This is a genomic window from Shewanella sp. 4t3-1-2LB, from assembly GCF_017368415.1.
GTDB lineage: Bacteria > Pseudomonadota > Gammaproteobacteria > Enterobacterales > Shewanellaceae > Shewanella > Shewanella fodinae.
Map to the genome: position 1 here is coordinate 14,940 of NZ_JAFNJD010000016.1, position 16,527 is coordinate 31,466.

Sequence of the window (16,527 nt, forward strand, 5' to 3'; positions counted from 1 at the left end):
AAGGATGAATTAAAGAGAATATTAACAGACTGCATTATCTTCTTCAGGAATGTAGACCAGACGCATAATCTCGCCTTCACTCTGTTTGATAAGCCGCTGCCAATCCGCTTCAGGCAAACGCACGGACAGAATACAGTTCCCCAAGTCGTCATACGCTTTCTGCTGTATCGCGTCCAGGTTATAAAACTGGCCAAGATAATGGCCTTTCGCGGCTGGGATTTTTAGCGTCACACTGACAATTGTGCTGCCGGTGATCTGCTCAATCGCCTGCTTCAACAGATCCAGTCCCAAGCCTTTTTGCGCTGAAATCCATACTCGAGAAGGATGTCCATCAGCGTCGATATCTATCTTAGGTTCCACCTCATCAAGCAAATCAATCTTATTGAAAACAACTAGCTGCGGTATTTCACCAGCATCAATTTCACGCAGCACTTCCTGTACTTGTGCAAAATTGTCATCCATATTGCCATCGGCACAATCCACTACGTGCAGCAACAAGTCTGCCTGACGAGTTTCCTGCAATGTCGCTTTAAATGCCGCGACCAATTCATGAGGCAGATGACGGATAAACCCCACGGTGTCCGCCAAAAATACTGCACCATGTTGCAGATCCAGTTTACGTAATGTTGGATCCAACGTTGCAAACAACTGATCCGCTGCATAGACAGTGGATTCAGTTAACGTATTGAAAAGCGTAGATTTACCCGCATTGGTGTAGCCCACCAGAGAAACTGTGGCAAGATCGCTGCGCTGACGAGCTCGACGGCTCTGTTCGCGCTGCTTGTCCACTTTCTCCAAGCGGCGATTGATATACTTGATGCGACCGCGCAATAAACGACGGTCAGTTTCCAACTGTGTTTCACCGGGGCCACGCAGACCAATACCACCTTTTTGTCGTTCAAGGTGAGTCCAGCCCCGAACTAGGCGCGTTGACATGTGGCGCAATTGCGCTAGCTCCACCTGCAACTTACCTTCGTGGGTACGGGCGCGTTGGGCAAAAATATCGAGGATCAGCGTGGTACGATCCAACACCCGGCACTGGCACAACATTTCCAAGTTGCGCTCTTGAGCAGGACTCAACGCGTGGTTAAAAATCACCACATTAGCCCCTGTCGCCGCTACCATTGTGGCTAATTCTTCGGCCTTACCGGTCCCGACAAAATACTTGCGATCAGGTGCCTTCCTGCTACCAGTGATTACCCCAACCGACCGAGCGCCGGCAGACTCCACCAGTAACTGCAGTTCCAGTAAATCTTCCCGACTATCTTCATCGGTAAATTCAATGTGCACCAGAACGGCAGTTTCCCCCGCTTCATAGCGTTCAAACAAGAAGTAACCCCTCGCTATTACTGCTCACTACTGCTGTCATCACCGGCCGTATAACCAGCGGCTTGCGCGCCTTGATGACCACTTCCCATATTGAATGGACGGGAAGGTACCACTGTTGAAATCGCGTGCTTGTATACCATCTGACTTACAGTGTTTTTCAGCAGAATCACAAACTGATCAAAAGACTCTACCTGCCCCTGCAACTTAATGCCGTTAACCAGATAGATTGAAACCGGAACACGTTCACGGCGTAACGCATTCAAAAATGGGTCTTGTAAAGATTGCCCCTTAGCCATTTTTATTTCCTTTTTGCTTTATATGTATTAATCCAACAGTGACACTTTCTTATTTAGTTTTAGTATTATACAGCAAGGACCATTAAGCTAGCGGTATTGATGTATAAGTGTAACTAAATTTCCTGCTGCACCGCTCTCGAGCCAATTCAGTCCAGGCCATCCCCGTAACCATGTTAATTGACGCTTAGCCAATTGCCTAGTGGCGGCTATGGCTTTTTCTGTCATAGCAGTGTAGTCATAATCGCCGTCAAGATACTGCCAACATTGGCGATATCCGACACATCGCATCGAAGGCAAATCCAGATGCAGATCACCCCGAGCTTTTAAATTGGCTACCTCATCGATAAAACCGGCAGCCAACATCTGTTCAAACCGCAACGCAATACTTTGGTGGAGCTGTGCACGCTGCGCTGGAGCCACTGCAAATTGCACCACGTCATAAGGCAACGCATTACCTTTCGTCTGCGTCAGTTCGGTCAACGTCTTGCCACTGATGCGATAGACCTCTATGGCCCGCGACAAGCGCTGCGGATCGTTAGGATGGATCCGTGCGGCGGCATTCGGATCTATCTGAGCGAGTTGTTCATGCAGTGCCAACCAGCCGTTGCTGGCAACTTCTGCCGCAATCTCCGCCCGGACGTTTTCGTCAGCACTAGGCAATGGCGATAATCCGTCCAGCAATGCCTTGAAATACATCATGGTGCCGCCCACCAACAGTGGTGTTTTCCCTTGTGCCAGCACCGCTTCAATCTCCCGCAGACAATCTGCGCGAAAATCCGCTGCGGAATAACTTTGCAACGGGTCCAGAATATCAATCAAACGGTGCGGAGCCCGTTGTAACTCTGCCGCCGAGGGCTTAGCGGTACCTATGTCCATCTGCCGGTAAATCAGTGCCGAATCGACGGAAATGATTTCACAGTTGTGGTGCTCCGCCAGCGCTAACGCCAGTGCTGTTTTTCCGGAGGCTGTCGGCCCCATCAGGGTAATAACTCTGGGTAATGCCTCAGTCACACTACTGTTCCAACCATTTACGCCAAGGCAATACCTGGGCCAATTTAAAAATCCGTGCCTTAGCCGTGTCGTCCAACACGCTGAGCATCTGCCAAACGGTTGGGGCTGAGACAAAGCCTTGCGTACTCTTTTGCGCTAACCATTGCGCCAATTCGCTATCTGCCGGAGCGCCTTTTAGCAACCACTGCAACAGTTCCGGCACCAGTTCAGCAAGCTGCGTGTCTCTGAGATATGGGGGTACTTTTTTGATTATCAACTGCTGATAACGAATATTGAGCTCTAACCCCAAGCGACTCAGTAACACTTGCTGTTCCTCAAGCACAGACTTCCATTCTTCGACAAGATCCAGTGCCACGGGCATCAACAGCGGCTGCGCAGGTAATCCCTGAGGCAGCTTATCGGCAATCTGCTGATATTTGAGTTGCTGCGCCACAGGTTTTATCGGTAACAACAGCAGTTTGTCAGCATCAGTCAGTACCCAGAATTCACCATCCAGCAGCGGCGGCATTGTGGGCACAACATCGCTTGTTTCATTGACGTGTCCAGGAGTGCTGAGCAACGCCCCGTAGCTGTGCAGAACAGCTTTAGACAGCTTTGTAGGTGCCGTGGAAGCCCTTCCGCCACCGCTATATGTCGCTGTGGAACTTGTTTCCCGTTGAGGTGCAAAACTCCGGTCATCAGCAGGTTGCGAAGCAAATGACCGCGGCGGCTCACTATACGGATACTCGCTTAATTGCGGCTTAATGGGAAATGGGGCTACCGGCAACAATGTTGCCGATTGTTCCAATGCCGACGTTAATGCCTGCAGAATAAAATCATGTACGTATCGCGCCTGATGAAAGCGGACTTCGTGCTTAGCCGGATGCACATTCACATCCACTTGATGAGGGTCTAACTGCAGCATCAGCACATAACCTGGCTGCTCTATTTCATCAAGATCTGCAAACGCCTGCCGCACCGCATGATTGACCAGTCGGTCGCGCACGAGTCGGCCATTGACATAAAAGTAATGGGTGTCCTGTAATTCTCGTTGTTGTGGTGATTGCAGATAACCGCTCAGAGACAGATCATCATGCTGGCATTCAATTTTTACGGCTTGCTCAGCAAAACTGCGGCCAGTGACCTGTGTTAAGCGTTGTAAGTACTGGTTGTCGGTATTGGCGGGCCGATAATGCCGTACCTGCTTGCCGTTGTGCTTGAGTGTTAGCTGAATATCCGGGCGCACCAACGCCATGCGTTTCAACCATTCATCAATATGGGCAAATTCTGTCTTATCACTTTTGAGAAAACGCCGACGCGCCGGAGTATTGAAAAACAGATCGGCCACTTCAATGGTCGTCCCCACGGGATGTGCCGCAGGTTGCAGCTTCACCGCCATTTCTGAACCTTCAGCGTATGCCATCCAGGCCTCGGACTGTGCAGAGGTGCGGGATGTCAGCGTCAACCGAGAAACTGAACTGATACTTGCCAAGGCTTCCCCACGAAAACCAAAGCTAAGAATCGCTTCCAAATCATCTAAGGTATGTAGCTTTGAGGTGGCGTGCCGCGACAGCGCCAGCGGCAAATCATTTTGTTCGATACCACTGCCATTATCCTGAATACGGATCAGCTTGGCTCCACCTTTTTCAATGTCGATATCGATGCGGGTCGCGCCCGCATCAAGACAGTTCTCAACCAGCTCTTTAACGACTGACGCCGGACGTTCTACCACTTCACCGGCAGCAATCTGATTAGCCAGTTGCGGCGGTAATATCTGAATAGCCATATCAACCTCAGGCTCTAGGAATGATCAGCTGCTGACCGATACGCACGACGTCTGATTTCAGATTATTGGCCTTTTTAATCGCGGCCACAGACACCTGGTAGCGCTGCGCAATAATGGATAATGACTCACCGCTGGCAACCTTATGTTTGATGTTGCCGCGTTTAGCCAACAAGGTGCCTTCCGGTGGATAGCTCTCAAAATACTGGCGGATCCCCTGCGCGATTGCAGTGGCCAGTTGTTCCTGATGTGTTGGGCTTTTCAGCAGTTTTTCTTCTGACGGATTAGAGATAAAACCGGTTTCCACCAGCAAAGAGGGGATGTCTGGTGCCTTCAGCACCGCTAGGCTGGCATACTCTGGATTTTTCTTATGTAAACGCGTCACTTTGCCAAGATCGTTGAGAATATTGCTGGCAACCCGATAGCCTGTTGAGCGGGAATTATCCATTGACATGTCGATCAACGTCCGCATCAAATACTGTTCATTATCGGTGTTTTGAACAATTTCACCCACGCCGCCGAGCAGATCGGACACCTTTTCACTTTGTTCCAGTAATCGTCCCATTTCACTGTTGGCGCGACGATTGGACAATACCCACACCGATGAGCCTCGGGGTTGCGGTGAGGTAAATGCGTCGGCATGAATCGACACTAGCAGATCGGCTTTAGCTTCACGAGCCAACTCAGAGCGCCGATTGAGTTCAACAAAGTAGTCTCCGGCGCGGATGCGAACCGCCTTAATTCCTGGAACTGTGTTCAGTTTAGCCGCCACTCGATTGGCAATCTGCAACGCGACCATTTTTTCGTAAGTACCCGAAGGGCCAATAGAACCTGGATCGTCCCCGCCATGCCCCGCATCAACAGCAATCACCACATCACGGTCGTCCGCTGCGCGATTATCCACTTCGCGGGCGATGCTGCTGGTGCCACCGAGTTCAAAGTCCACCACCAGTCGATCACCATAAGGGCCAGTGGGCGGCAATGAAAACATATTGGCTTTCGCTGGTTGGTTGAGGTCAACCACCAAGCGCAACGTGCCCTTTGCCGGTGGTGAACTGAAGCGTATACGTTTAACCAGCTTGCTGTTATGGCTGAGTTTTTCAAGGACTGACTTGGCACCACGGGTATCGCTCAGGTCAATCACCAGGCGTTCAGGATTTTTTAGGGTAAAAGAGTCGTACTGAGGCTTTGTCGCAAGGTCGAACACTACCCGTGTCGAATCCGGTGCAGCCCAGATCCGTACACTGTTGAGTGTATTGGCCGCCGCGGCAGGAAAAACCACCGTAAAAAATAGAAAAAAAACTATATATTTTAATAAGATGTTATTAGTTCTAGGCATCGTTCTGTAATTTTTCTAATAGCATCCTTCCGGAATCCGAGCAGGCGCTGATGACAACTTCTCGCTCAGTATTAACATACTTAATATGCAGCTGTATATCCGCTGGTGGTAAACAGCCGTCACCGCGTTCTGGCCATTCAACAATGCACAAGCTGCGGTTGTTGAAGTAATCACGGATCCCCATGTACTCCAACTCTTCGGCGGAACTTAGCCGATACAGATCAAAATGGTAAACGTCCAGCTGTTCGAGCTCATAAGGTTCTACCAACGTATAGGTTGGGCTTTTCACGTTCCCTTTATGACCGAGTCCCTGGATCAGTCCACGACTGAAAGTGGTCTTTCCCGCCCCAAGTTCACCGGTAAGATAAATCACCAACGGCGGTACCAATAAGCCAGCAAGGCGTTGACCTAAAGCCACGGTTTGTTGTTCATCCTTAAGATGCAAAATTAATGATTGCAGACTTGTCATTTTCTCAGGGATCCAAGCTCAGGGCCTTCTGGCCCGTGTTATTCCGTATTCACCAGACGACGGATCCAAGGCATCAGATCACTGGCAAGCATCCCACGTTCACCGTCGCGCGCTGCGAGGTCTGCCGCCTCACCATGCACTACGACTGCAGCAACTGTTGCTCGGCAGTTATCTAACCCTTGCGCCATCAGCGCGCCGATTATACCAGATAACACATCACCACACCCACCGCTGGCAAGGCCTGGATTACCAACCGGTGCAACATACAGCATTTCACCATCGCAGATCAGTGTGCCCGCACCTTTTAACAGTACCGTACCGCCATATTTCTGTTGCAATGCACGCACCGCAGCAAAGCGATCGGTCTCGACAGTTTGGCCATCGCAACCGAGCAATCGGGCGGCTTCTCCGGGGTGAGGCGTTAACACCCACTGGGTTTGTTGTTCTGGTTCACTACTGAGCATATTCAGGGCATCAGCGTCGACAACCGCCCGTTTATCCGTCAACCCCGCCGCCTTAAAGAGGTTATAACCCCAGTCTTGACGACCAAGGCCCGGACCCAACACTAAGACATCAGCCCAGCCGAGTCGCTGATACACTTCCATATCCACCAGCTCACAACTGCGAAACATCAGTTCCGGGCGACCATCGTTGATGGTCAACTGATGTTCAGGACGGCTGATGACGGTGACAAGACCAGCACCAGCACGCAGGCAGGCCTCACCGGCGAGTCGGATAGCACCTGCCATGCCGTGGTCACCGCCGATAACCGTCACCTTACCTGACTTTCCCTTGTGACTATCACGTGGTCGCGCCTTAAAACAGGCAGACAAGAAATGCCGATCCACCCGTAATACATTGGATTCGGGCAAATAAGGTGTCAGACCAATATCGGCGAATGACAGCTCACCGCAACAATGGCGGGCTCGACCGGTAAGCAGCCCCTGTTTGACCGCCCCCATTATCAGAGTGATATCCGCCATGACGGCAGCACCGGTGGCGGCGCCTGTATCTGCCACAATACCTGAAGGTAAATCCAGACTGAAAACCAAGGCTTGGCTGTGATTGATACGTTCAATCAATGCCGCCACCTGTGGTCGCAATTCGCCACGCACACCGGTTCCCAGCAACCCATCGACAATAATGTCGGCTTCAGGCCATTCATCAGCAGTTATCTGTGCAAACTGGAACGCCTGCAACTGTTTCCAGGCCTGCTGCCATTCGGCGGTGGGCATGCGGGCAGGATGCAGCAGCAACGACGCCTCAACCCCGGCCTGCAGTAAATGGCGCATACATACCAGGGCATCGGCGCCATTATTGCCTTGTCCGGCAATGACCAAGACTTTCTGAGGTAATTTGAGATGTTGTTTGAGCAGCTCGAATGCCGCTTTACCAGCTCGCTCCACCAGTTGATAAAGAGACCCTTCGTCAGCCGCAACCCAGGCAAGTTCAGCCTGTCTGACCGCGGCTGCGGTATACAAACGAGAAGGTAAGTGTGACAAATCCTGTGCCATAGCTGTTCTCCGGAACTTTTTGCACTGCCGAAATATAAGTTCTGTCAGCGTATTGCTGATCCTACTCTAGGCAGACTAACAACCCTGTCACCAGCGGTTTATGACCTATATCAGAAGATCATACTATTGCCATAAAAAAGCCCGGTGAAAACCGGGCGCAATAAAAGTGCTATTTATCAACCGTAAGCATTAAAACTTAAATGTCTTCCATTCTGATAGTGCTGTGAACCAAGCGATGCTGGTGAATTTTTTCCACCCGCACGAGGTCTTCCAGCGCACTTTTTACTTCCGCTGAAGAGGAGGAGGCTGCGGTTTTTTCCAGCAATGCAATCAAAGCATTGTCGAGTTCGAGATGCAATTCAAGTACATCATCTTCACTCATGTTCGCTGGTAACATCACATCCTGACAACGCTTTTTAAAATCTTCAAACACAAAGTCTTTATACCAGGCATCAAGGATCTTTGACGGTGCCGCGTCGATATAGTCTTCCAGATGCTGGGCGACATCTTTCTGGTGTTTTTCAAAATATTCCAGCACCAGTTTTGCCCGGGAAGAATCAGCCTGATTATGTAATCTGTGATACATCTTGGCCATATCAAGACGACATTCAGCGATATAATCCAGAAGTTCACGCAGTTGTTGGATACGCATCCGGCACCCTCCATTTTGGTAGCGATTTGCTGAGGTTGATTCGAACTGTGTTCATTATGAAAGCAAACGCCTGTTGAATACATGACTGCCGTCATAATTTGCAGGTAACGGCCAACCTTATATTAGTGATCATGCAACAAACCTGCGATGGATCACGAAATCCGTCTCGTCAATCCTGAACACAGCAACAGTTATTCCGCGCCAGTATAATCTGCTTTAAAAAAGAAAAGCCAATGTATACAGCAAATAAGCAATTTTGATTGCCGCTGCTATGGCTAGCTAAATAGGGCTGAAAGGGAAGATTGGAGCGACATACCGGGTTCGAACCGGTGACCTATACCTTGGCAAGGTATCGCTCTACCAACTGAGCTAATGTCGCAAAGAGAAAAACACCCGAACTTGGAGCGACATACCGGGTTCGAACCGGTGACCTATACCTTGGCAAGGTATCGCTCTACCAACTGAGCTAATGTCGCATCTAATGTCAAAAACAGTAACACTATTCGGGAGTTGGAGCGACATACCGGGTTCGAACCGGTGACCTATACCTTGGCAAGGTATCGCTCTACCAACTGAGCTAATGTCGCACCGCATTCCTACCAGTGTTGAGAACCAGCAGGAAGGTGAGGCCGCATTATAGGCAAATTTCTACCCCCTGCAACCCCCCTGATGACAATTATCTGTCAAACGCTCAAATTTTAAATACCCGCTCCCGGTAAAATTTCAGTTCCGCAATAGATTCCTGAATATCCTGTAAGGCTTGGTGGGTATTTTGCTTTTTGAAATCTTTCATAATTTCTGGCTGCCAGCGCCGCACCAGCTCTTTGATGGTACTGACATCAATATTGCGATAGTGGAAATAGTTTTCCAGCTCTGGCATATATTTGTTCAAAAAACGCCGATCCTGACCGATGCTGTTGCCACACATGGGTGACACACCTTGTGGTACATGCTGTTGCAAAAAGGTAATGGTTTCGCGGATGGCATCTTGTTCACTGTGCTGGCTGGTCTGCACACGGGCGATCAAGCCAGATTCGCCATGATGTTGCTGATTCCAGTCATCCATGGCCGCCAATACTGCATCACTCTGGTGGATGGCAATGACTGGGCCCTCGCCAACAATATTGAGCTGTTTGTCTGTCACCAATGTGGCAATTTCAATGATGCGGTCAGTTTCCGGCTCTAGTCCGGTCATTTCCAGGTCTATCCAAATCAGGTTTTCTGCATTGGCTGCCATAGTGCGCCCTTCTCTCTGCTGCCATATTCAGGCTTTTTTATTCAAGACCGTGTATCATACTGCTTTTTTAAGCCAGTCAACAAACCAAGGTATCCGTGAGCAAAAAGAAGCTGACCCATGGCCAGTTGCGCCGCATGAAAGCAAACCATGAAAAACGCTTGCAACGCGGTAGTAGCACTGAGACTACAGCCACTGAATTACAGGATAATCTGCTGGGGCCAGAACAAGAAGGCACAGTGATATCGCGCTTTGGCCAACATGCTGATGTGGAAACAGACTCCGGTGAGCTAGTACGCTGTAATCTGCGCCGTACCATAGGCAGTTTGGTGTGTGGTGACAAGGTGGTTTTTCGCCAAGCGATTGATGCTAATCACACAATTCCAGGGATCGTGGAAGCCGTGCATGAGCGCCACTCCAGCCTTACCCGCCCTGACCTTTATGACGGTGTGAAAGTGGTGGCGGCCAATATTGATCAGATCCTGATTGTTTCGTCCGTGGTCCCAGCATTTTCCAGCCAGATCATTGACCGTTACCTAGCGGCCGCTGAAGACTGTGGTATTCCCCCGGTGATAGTGCTCAACAAAATTGACTTACTGACAGAAGAACAGGCTCCCGCAATTGATAAAGCGTTAGAGCAGTATCGCGCTATTGGTTACCAGGTGTATGAAGCCAGTGGCCGCACCGGCGCTGGCATTGAAGAGTTAAAAGCCTTGTTAGATGACAAGGTCAGCATCTTTACCGGTCAGTCAGGGGTAGGGAAATCGTCGCTGATCAATGCCGTGTTACCCAATGCCAAACTACTTATTGGTGATGTATCAGACAACTCTGGACTGGGTCAACATACCACGACGACGTCAAAATTATTGCATCTGCCATCGGGAGGCGACCTGATTGATTCTCCCGGTGTACGAGAATTCGCCCTGTGGCATCTCAGCGCCGAGCGTGTTAGCTGGTGCTTTGTAGAATTTCGTGATTATCTGGGCGGCTGCAAATTCCGTGATTGCAAACATCTGGACGACCCCGGCTGCCGATTGCGAGAAGCCGTTGAGCAAGGCAAAATTGCCCAGGATCGCTTTAACAACTACCACCGCATTATTGCCAGTCTCGATGAACAACGTCATGCACGTCAGTTCCGCGCTGGTGTGGATGATTTTTAAACCTCGTAAAGAAGGAACTATACCTTGGACAAACTGAAGATTGCACTGCAATACCTGTTGCCCAAACATCTGCTTTCAAGAGCGGTTGGCAAATTGGCCGCTGCGGAAGCTGGCGCGTTGACAACTAGCGCTATTCGCTGGTTTATCAAACATTACGGCATCGATATGGCCGAAGCGCAGATTTCTGACGCCGAAGATTACCGTAGTTTCAATGCTTTCTTCACCCGAGCGTTAAAAGCGGGAGTTCGTCCACTGTGTGATGACCCTCAGTATCTGGCCCATCCAGTCGATGGCACCGTCAGCCAATGCGGTGCCATTGTAGATGGCAGGATTATTCAGGCCAAGGGCCACGATTACAGTGCGTTAGCCTTGCTGGGGGGTAAAGAAGCGGTTGCCGCACGTTTTGACGGCGGTGACTTCGCCACTATCTACCTCGCTCCTAAGGATTATCATCGCATTCATATGCCGATTGATGGCGTGCTGTCGAAAATGATCTATGTTCCTGGGGAACTATTTTCAGTCAATCCGTTGACCGCCCGCCATGTACCAGGACTATTTGCCCGTAATGAACGGGTAGTGGCAATTTTTGAAACCAACATCGGCCCGATGGCGATGGTATTGGTAGGCGCAACGATTGTTGCCAGTATTGAAACCGTCTGGGCGGGGACAGTAACGCCACCAACCGGAAATAAGGTATTCACTTGGGATTATGATACCCAAGGAGACGACGCCATCACACTGCGCAAAGGTGAAGAGATGGGACGTTTTAAGCTCGGTAGCACAGTAGTATTGTTGTTTGCTAAAGATGTACTGGCGGAATTTGCCGAGGGCGTTGAAGCTAAAGCAGTTACCCGTATGGGCGCCGCTTTGGCTAAGATAGCTGACAGTACTGAGATCTGAGTGGATGTCTGCAATGCCGGTTACCGCCATCGCAATGAAAGGCTGATGTGGTTGTGAGAGGCTGATTATGTTGGTTTTTGCGCATCGAGGTGCCAGTGGCTACGCGCCGGAAAATACACTAAAAGCGATGATGTTGGCATTGGAACTGGGTGCCGATGCCGTCGAGCTGGATGTACATAATGTGGAAGGTGAGTTGTTGGTGTTTCATGACCGGCAGTTGGCTCACAAAAGTACTGGCAGTGGCCTCATCCACCATAAAACACTGCAAGAGATCGCCGAATTACGGGTGGGTGGTGAACCGATCCCGACACTTAAACAAGTGCTACAAACGTTGAATGGCCGCTTACTGGTCAATATCGAATTGAAAGGGATCGGCTGCGTGGCGCCATTTCTAGTGCAATATCCAGAGTATCTTTACGCGCTCGGGTACCGTCCAGAACAGTTATTGATTTCCTCCTTCAACCACCCTTACCTACGCCAGGTAAAGTTACAGTATCCAGAGGCACATGTTGCACCATTGCTGGCCAGTATTCCTGAAGATCTGGCGGCCTGCGCCAGTGCGCTAAATGCTACAGCGCTACACGTGGATATTAACTTTATCAGCCATCAGTTGGTTGCCGACGCCCATCGCCGTGGTCTGAAGGTAAATGTCTATACCGTTGATGATGCTGACGATATTCGTGCACTCCAGCAACTCGGCGTTGACGGCATTTTCAGTAATTTGCCAGATAAAGCACGGCAAGTTCTGGCTGAACCCATTTCCCAGCGTTACTGGGATTGGTTCGAATAAGTTCAGCTCTGGTTATTGCGCTGCGCCCAGCTACCCACAACAATGAAGGTAGCGACAACCAATATTAACATCCACATGGCAGGCATATGTGCCAACTGTCCGGCAAGCCAAGGGCTAGCAACCACGATTAACATGCCGTAGCCAAATGCGTTCAACACAATGAAAATCAGCGTGCGCACAACAAAGTTGCGGGCGCCCAACTGGCGCCGCAACCAACGGTTTACATCAGCACCAAACACCAGCACGATGCATGCAACCATAGCGGTAGCAATTTCACTCAGCCAAGGATGCAGCATAGCGCCAAATTTGGTTAAATATTCAACAAGATAATGCATTTTATAACAAGCGCTGGCCATAGATGACTGCCAGCATATAGGTATCTGAAATGGTTCACAAGTTGCTGCTGCTTACCCGTGAAAATCAACACTACCAGACACTACTGCAACAACTGGCATTACCAGAACTGACATTACTGGATGATTCCCCTACGGCTATTCGCGAAGCTGATATCTGGTTAGCCGAACCTGCGCTGGCAGCCCCGTTATTACCTCTCGCCGCTAAACTGCAGTGGTTGCAATCGACTTTTGCTGGGGTGGACAAATTGCTGACGCCCAAGAGTCGTCAAGATTATCAACTTACCAATATCAAGGGGATTTTTGGTCCGTTGATGAGTGAATACGTTTTTGGTTATCTGTTAGCACACTGTCGTCAACAGCAGCGGTATCGACAACAGCAGCAACAAGCGTTGTGGTATCCCGGCGAATACAACAGCTTACAGGGAAAACAGATGTTGTTGTTAGGTACAGGTTCTATCGGTTGTCATATTGCCACTACCGCGCAACATTTTGGCATGAAGACCATCGGGCTTAATCGCAGCGGAAAATCAATAATGCCGTTTGCGCAAATCATTATTGAAAGCCAGCTAACGCTAGCGTTGGCGGCAGCCGATGTGGTCGTCAATACCTTGCCAGCATCAGCTGCAACAACAGAGATACTCAATAGAGAACGTCTTAACTGTCTGAAACAAGGAGCGTTACTGTTCAACGTTGGTAGAGGCAACGCTATTGACTTAGAAGCACTGAGTGAATTGTTGCTCAGCCGGCCCGATATCACCGCCATCCTGGATGTGTTTCCACAAGAGCCCTTGCCTGCCAACCATCGCTTATGGCAGCAGACTAATGCATTCATCACACCACACATATCAGCACCGAGTTTTCCAACACAAGTGGTAGAGATTTTTGCTGATAACTACCAGCGCTGGCGACAACACCATTCGCTGAAGTATCTAGTGGATTTCAGCCGAGGTTACTGACGCTAGCGAATATCGCGCCTAGTTATTAGGTTAGACGCCCCCAAAGAAATGTAACCTTTTGAATTTTATATTGATCAAAAAACAACATGTGATCCCTGCAGAAAAACCATCAAACACTATTGTTATTGAGAACTATTTTTATTTATAATAATAACAATTCCCATTTCAAGTGTTCTGGAGTCTAGCAGTTATGTATGTTTGTCTGTGCCACGCCATTACGGATACTCAGATAAGACAGGCTGTCAGCCAGGGAGATACCAGTCTTAAAGAAGTTCGCCAGCGTTTAGGTGTTGGTGATCAGTGCGGTAAGTGTAGCCGTATGGCAATGCAGATCATCCAGCAGCAACTGGAGCTAGAACCTAACTACTACGAAGTCGCTTGACGTCAATTCTTAGTAATGAAAAAGCCGCAGAGAATGCGGCTTTTTCATTATGCTTCAGTCATTATCTAACGGGACATCGCTACTGGTATCTGCCACTGGCGCGTCCTGATTGATCTCAACACTGTCTACCCGCTGCAAGCCTCTTGGCAATTTCGCACCACGGCGCCCACGTTCACCGCGGTAATATTCCAAGTCACTGCTTTTCAGGGTTAACTTACGTTTACCGGCCCACAACGTAACACTGGCGCCCTTCGGCACCAGATACAGGTGCATCAACAGCTCTTCTCGCAGTTTCGCACGCTCTGATGGAATGCCGATGATTTTGTTCCCTTTGCCCTTGGCAAGTTGCGGTAAAGCATCAACCGCGAACAACAACATCCGCCCTTCATTAGTGATCGCTAGAATGGCGTAATCCACCCCGCTTTCCAAGCGCCGTGGAGTTAACACCTTGGCATTGGCCGGTAGACTCAATAAGGCTTTGCCCGCTTTATTGCGTGAGACCATTTCCTTGAATTCACATACGAATCCATAGCCAGCATCACTTGCCAGCAGGAACTTGTTGTCATCGTCGCCAAGCAACACATGCTCCATAGTCTCACCAGGAACTAAGTTAAAGCGAGTGGTAATAGGCTCGCCCTGACTACGGGCGGAAGGCAGCGTATGTGTTTCGGTAGCAAACGCTCGTCCTGAACCGTCGATAAATACTGCTTGCTGATTGCTGCGGCCGGTGGCCGCACACAGGAAATTATCCCCCGCTTTATAGGAAAGTCCTGCAGCATCAATATCGTGGCCTTTGGCACAACGGACCCAGCCTTTCTCCGAAAGAATGACCGTGACGGCTTCAGTCGGGACCAGCTCCTGTTCTGACAACGCCTTGGATTCCGCGCGCACCACCAATGGTGAACGACGAGCGTCACCGTAAGTTTCTGCGTCTGCCTGCAGCTCTTTCTTAATCAAGGTCTTAAGGCGACGTTCGGAACTCAGCAACAGTTGCAATTGTTCCCGTTCTTTTTCCAATTCATCCTGCTCAGCGCGAATTTTCATCTCTTCGAGCTTGGCCAAATGCCGCAGCTTCAGTTCCAGAATGGCTTCAGCCTGTTTGTCACTGAGATTGAAACGGCGCATCAGTTCTGCTTTAGGCTCCTCATGAAAACGAATAATTTCAATAACTTCGTCAATATTGAGGAAAGCAATCATCAAGGCTTCGAGGATGTGTAGTCTGGACAATACTTTATCCAAGCGGAACTCCAGACGCCGACGTACCGTGGTGGTGCGGAAAGTGAGCCATTCGCTGAGCAGTTGCTTCAGGCCTTTCACCTGTGGCCGACCATCCAATCCCAATACATTGATGTTGATGCGATAGCCTTTTTCCAGATCGGTAGTGGCAAATAGATGTGCCATCAATTGCGCGCAGTCCACCCGGTTAGAACGCGGCACAATGACCAGTCGCACTGGGTTTTCATGATCCGATTCATCACGCAGATCGGTCACCATTGGCAGTTTCTTGGCTTGCATTTGCGCGGCAATCTGTTCCAGCACTTTGCTAGAACTGGATTGATGTGGCAACGCAGTTACCACGATTTCACCATCTTCCACGGTATATACAGCACGCGCTTTGATGCTGCCACGGCCGGATTCGTAGATTTTGGCAATCTCTTCCGGCGGCGTGATAATTTCCGCTTCAGTTGGGTAATCGGGGCCGGGAACGAACTCCATCAAACGCGGCAGATCCGCAGTGGGGTTGTCCAGCAATTCAATACATGCCAACGCCAGTTCGCGAGCATTATGGGGCGGAATATCGGTGGCCATCCCCACCGCAATACCGGTAATACCATTCAGCAGAATATGTGGCAGTCGCGCCGGTAACACTAACGGCTCTTTAAGAGTCCCATCAAAGTTGCTGCCCCAATCTACAGTGCCCTGCCCCAGTTCACTGAGCAGTACTTCCGAAAAGCGCGACAGACGCGCTTCAGTGTAACGCATAGCAGCGAAGGATTTTGGGTCATCCGGGGCGCCCCAGTTTCCCTGACCGTCCACCAGCGGGTAGCGGTAAGTAAAGGGCTGAGCCATTAACACCATCGCTTCATAGCAGGCACCATCCCCATGGGGGTGATATTTACCCAGCACATCGCCCACGGTACGAGCTGACTTCTTATATTTGGCGGTCGCTGCCAGCCCCAATTCGCTCATCGCATAGATGATGCGCCGCTGCACCGGTTTCAGGCCATCACCTATGTGAGGCAGTGCGCGGTCCATAATGACGTACATTGAGTAATTGAGATAGGCATCTTCCGTGAAACGCCGCATTGGGATCTGTTCCACGCCATCCATACTCAGGGCCAATGGATCACTCATGATCGTTTTCCTGTACCGTAGT

General features: G+C 50.0%; 16 protein-coding genes and 3 tRNA genes. 5 read left to right on the forward strand and 14 right to left on the reverse strand.

Features of this window, described 5'->3' with window-relative positions:
* Positions 1–21 precede the first annotated feature (21 nt).
* From hflX to orn, 12 genes are all read right to left on the reverse strand, one after another.
* Positions 22–1,329, reverse strand: a complete 1,308-nt coding sequence (gene hflX, locus J3L11_RS07830; protein ID WP_207570659.1) for a ribosome rescue GTPase HflX — start codon at positions 1,327–1,329, stop codon at positions 22–24.
* A 17-nt stretch (positions 1,330–1,346) separates the two neighbouring features.
* A complete protein-coding gene (gene hfq, locus J3L11_RS07835; protein ID WP_133037951.1) occupies positions 1,347–1,625 on the reverse strand; it encodes an RNA chaperone Hfq in 279 nt (92 codons plus the stop codon).
* A gap of 87 nt (positions 1,626–1,712) precedes the next feature.
* Positions 1,713–2,603: a tRNA (adenosine(37)-N6)-dimethylallyltransferase MiaA gene (gene miaA, locus J3L11_RS07840; protein ID WP_242695147.1), complete on the reverse strand. Its 891-nt coding sequence runs from the start codon at positions 2,601–2,603 to the stop codon at positions 1,713–1,715.
* 34 nt (positions 2,604–2,637) lie between these two features.
* Positions 2,638–4,401, reverse strand: a complete 1,764-nt coding sequence (gene mutL / locus J3L11_RS07845) for a DNA mismatch repair endonuclease MutL (RefSeq protein WP_207570661.1) — start codon at positions 4,399–4,401, stop codon at positions 2,638–2,640.
* A 7-nt stretch (positions 4,402–4,408) separates the two neighbouring features.
* The gene (locus tag J3L11_RS07850) at positions 4,409–5,737 is read right to left on the reverse strand and encodes an N-acetylmuramoyl-L-alanine amidase (RefSeq protein ID WP_207570662.1); all 1,329 of its coding nucleotides are present in this window, start codon (positions 5,735–5,737) and stop codon (positions 4,409–4,411) included.
* Complete coding sequence (gene tsaE / locus J3L11_RS07855; RefSeq protein ID WP_207570663.1) at positions 5,730–6,206, reverse strand: tRNA (adenosine(37)-N6)-threonylcarbamoyltransferase complex ATPase subunit type 1 TsaE; 477 nt, start codon at positions 6,204–6,206, stop codon at positions 5,730–5,732. Before tsaE ends, J3L11_RS07850 begins: the two co-directional genes overlap by 8 nt.
* Positions 6,207–6,244: 38 nt before the next feature.
* Positions 6,245–7,720 (reverse strand): NAD(P)H-hydrate dehydratase, encoded by a 1,476-nt coding sequence (locus J3L11_RS07860; protein WP_133037955.1) that lies wholly within the window; start codon positions 7,718–7,720, stop codon positions 6,245–6,247.
* 196 nt (positions 7,721–7,916) lie between these two features.
* Complete coding sequence (locus J3L11_RS07865) at positions 7,917–8,372, reverse strand: hypothetical protein (RefSeq protein WP_133037956.1); 456 nt, start codon at positions 8,370–8,372, stop codon at positions 7,917–7,919.
* A 303-nt stretch (positions 8,373–8,675) separates the two neighbouring features.
* Positions 8,676–8,751, reverse strand: a tRNA-Gly gene (locus J3L11_RS07870).
* Positions 8,752–8,772: 21 nt separating this feature from the next.
* A tRNA-Gly gene (locus J3L11_RS07875) sits at positions 8,773–8,848 on the reverse strand.
* A gap of 35 nt (positions 8,849–8,883) precedes the next feature.
* A tRNA-Gly gene (locus J3L11_RS07880) sits at positions 8,884–8,959 on the reverse strand.
* Between the two features lie 104 nt (positions 8,960–9,063).
* Positions 9,064–9,609: an oligoribonuclease gene (gene orn, locus J3L11_RS07885; RefSeq protein ID WP_133037957.1), complete on the reverse strand. Its 546-nt coding sequence runs from the start codon at positions 9,607–9,609 to the stop codon at positions 9,064–9,066.
* A gap of 95 nt (positions 9,610–9,704) precedes the next feature.
* On the opposite strand from orn, the gene rsgA reads away from it, so the two are divergent.
* From rsgA to J3L11_RS07900, 3 genes are all read left to right on the forward strand, one after another.
* On the forward strand, positions 9,705–10,766 hold the full coding sequence (rsgA, locus tag J3L11_RS07890) for a small ribosomal subunit biogenesis GTPase RsgA (RefSeq protein WP_133037958.1): 1,062 nt from the start codon (positions 9,705–9,707) through the stop codon (positions 10,764–10,766).
* A 24-nt stretch (positions 10,767–10,790) separates the two neighbouring features.
* Positions 10,791–11,666 (forward strand): archaetidylserine decarboxylase, encoded by an 876-nt coding sequence (asd, locus tag J3L11_RS07895; RefSeq protein ID WP_207570664.1) that lies wholly within the window; start codon positions 10,791–10,793, stop codon positions 11,664–11,666.
* A gap of 67 nt (positions 11,667–11,733) precedes the next feature.
* Complete coding sequence (locus tag J3L11_RS07900) at positions 11,734–12,456, forward strand: glycerophosphodiester phosphodiesterase family protein (RefSeq protein WP_207570665.1); 723 nt, start codon at positions 11,734–11,736, stop codon at positions 12,454–12,456.
* Between the two features lie 2 nt (positions 12,457–12,458).
* Here the strand turns inward: J3L11_RS07900 and J3L11_RS07905 are convergent, their stop codons facing one another.
* Positions 12,459–12,791, reverse strand: a complete 333-nt coding sequence (locus J3L11_RS07905) for a DUF3392 domain-containing protein (RefSeq protein WP_207570684.1) — start codon at positions 12,789–12,791, stop codon at positions 12,459–12,461.
* Positions 12,792–12,841: 50 nt separating this feature from the next.
* On the opposite strand from J3L11_RS07905, the gene J3L11_RS07910 reads away from it, so the two are divergent.
* Positions 12,842–13,768 (forward strand): D-2-hydroxyacid dehydrogenase, encoded by a 927-nt coding sequence (locus J3L11_RS07910; protein WP_207570666.1) that lies wholly within the window; start codon positions 12,842–12,844, stop codon positions 13,766–13,768.
* A 190-nt stretch (positions 13,769–13,958) separates the two neighbouring features.
* On the forward strand, positions 13,959–14,150 hold the full coding sequence (locus tag J3L11_RS07915; RefSeq protein WP_133037963.1) for a bacterioferritin-associated ferredoxin: 192 nt from the start codon (positions 13,959–13,961) through the stop codon (positions 14,148–14,150).
* Between the two features lie 54 nt (positions 14,151–14,204).
* On the opposite strand, the gene parC is transcribed toward J3L11_RS07915, so the two are convergent.
* Positions 14,205–16,505, reverse strand: a complete 2,301-nt coding sequence (gene parC / locus J3L11_RS07920) for a DNA topoisomerase IV subunit A (protein WP_207570667.1) — start codon at positions 16,503–16,505, stop codon at positions 14,205–14,207.
* Between the last annotated feature and the right edge of the window lie 22 nt (positions 16,506–16,527).

Excerpts from the sequence above, each read along its gene's own strand:
- hfq (WP_133037951.1), bottom strand. The coding sequence starts at position 1,625 with ATGGCTAAGGGGCAATCTTTACAAGACCCATTTTTGAATGCGTTACGC.
- miaA (WP_242695147.1), bottom strand. The coding sequence starts at position 2,603 with ATGGGGCCGACAGCCTCCGGAAAAACAGCACTGGCGTTAGCGCTGGCG.
- mutL (WP_207570661.1), bottom strand. The coding sequence starts at position 4,401 with ATGGCTATTCAGATATTACCGCCGCAACTGGCTAATCAGATTGCTGCC.
- J3L11_RS07850 (WP_207570662.1), bottom strand. The coding sequence starts at position 5,737 with ATGCCTAGAACTAATAACATCTTATTAAAATATATAGTTTTTTTTCTA.
- tsaE (WP_207570663.1), bottom strand. The coding sequence starts at position 6,206 with ATGACAAGTCTGCAATCATTAATTTTGCATCTTAAGGATGAACAACAA.
- J3L11_RS07860 (WP_133037955.1), bottom strand. The coding sequence starts at position 7,720 with ATGGCACAGGATTTGTCACACTTACCTTCTCGTTTGTATACCGCAGCC.
- J3L11_RS07865 (WP_133037956.1), bottom strand. The coding sequence starts at position 8,372 with ATGCGTATCCAACAACTGCGTGAACTTCTGGATTATATCGCTGAATGT.
- orn (WP_133037957.1), bottom strand. The coding sequence starts at position 9,609 with ATGGCAGCCAATGCAGAAAACCTGATTTGGATAGACCTGGAAATGACC.
- J3L11_RS07900 (WP_207570665.1), top strand. The coding sequence starts at position 11,734 with ATGTTGGTTTTTGCGCATCGAGGTGCCAGTGGCTACGCGCCGGAAAAT.
- J3L11_RS07905 (WP_207570684.1), bottom strand. The coding sequence starts at position 12,791 with ATGCATTATCTTGTTGAATATTTAACCAAATTTGGCGCTATGCTGCAT.
- J3L11_RS07910 (WP_207570666.1), top strand. The coding sequence starts at position 12,842 with ATGGTTCACAAGTTGCTGCTGCTTACCCGTGAAAATCAACACTACCAG.
- J3L11_RS07915 (WP_133037963.1), top strand. The coding sequence starts at position 13,959 with ATGTATGTTTGTCTGTGCCACGCCATTACGGATACTCAGATAAGACAG.
- parC (WP_207570667.1), bottom strand. The coding sequence starts at position 16,505 with ATGAGTGATCCATTGGCCCTGAGTATGGATGGCGTGGAACAGATCCCA.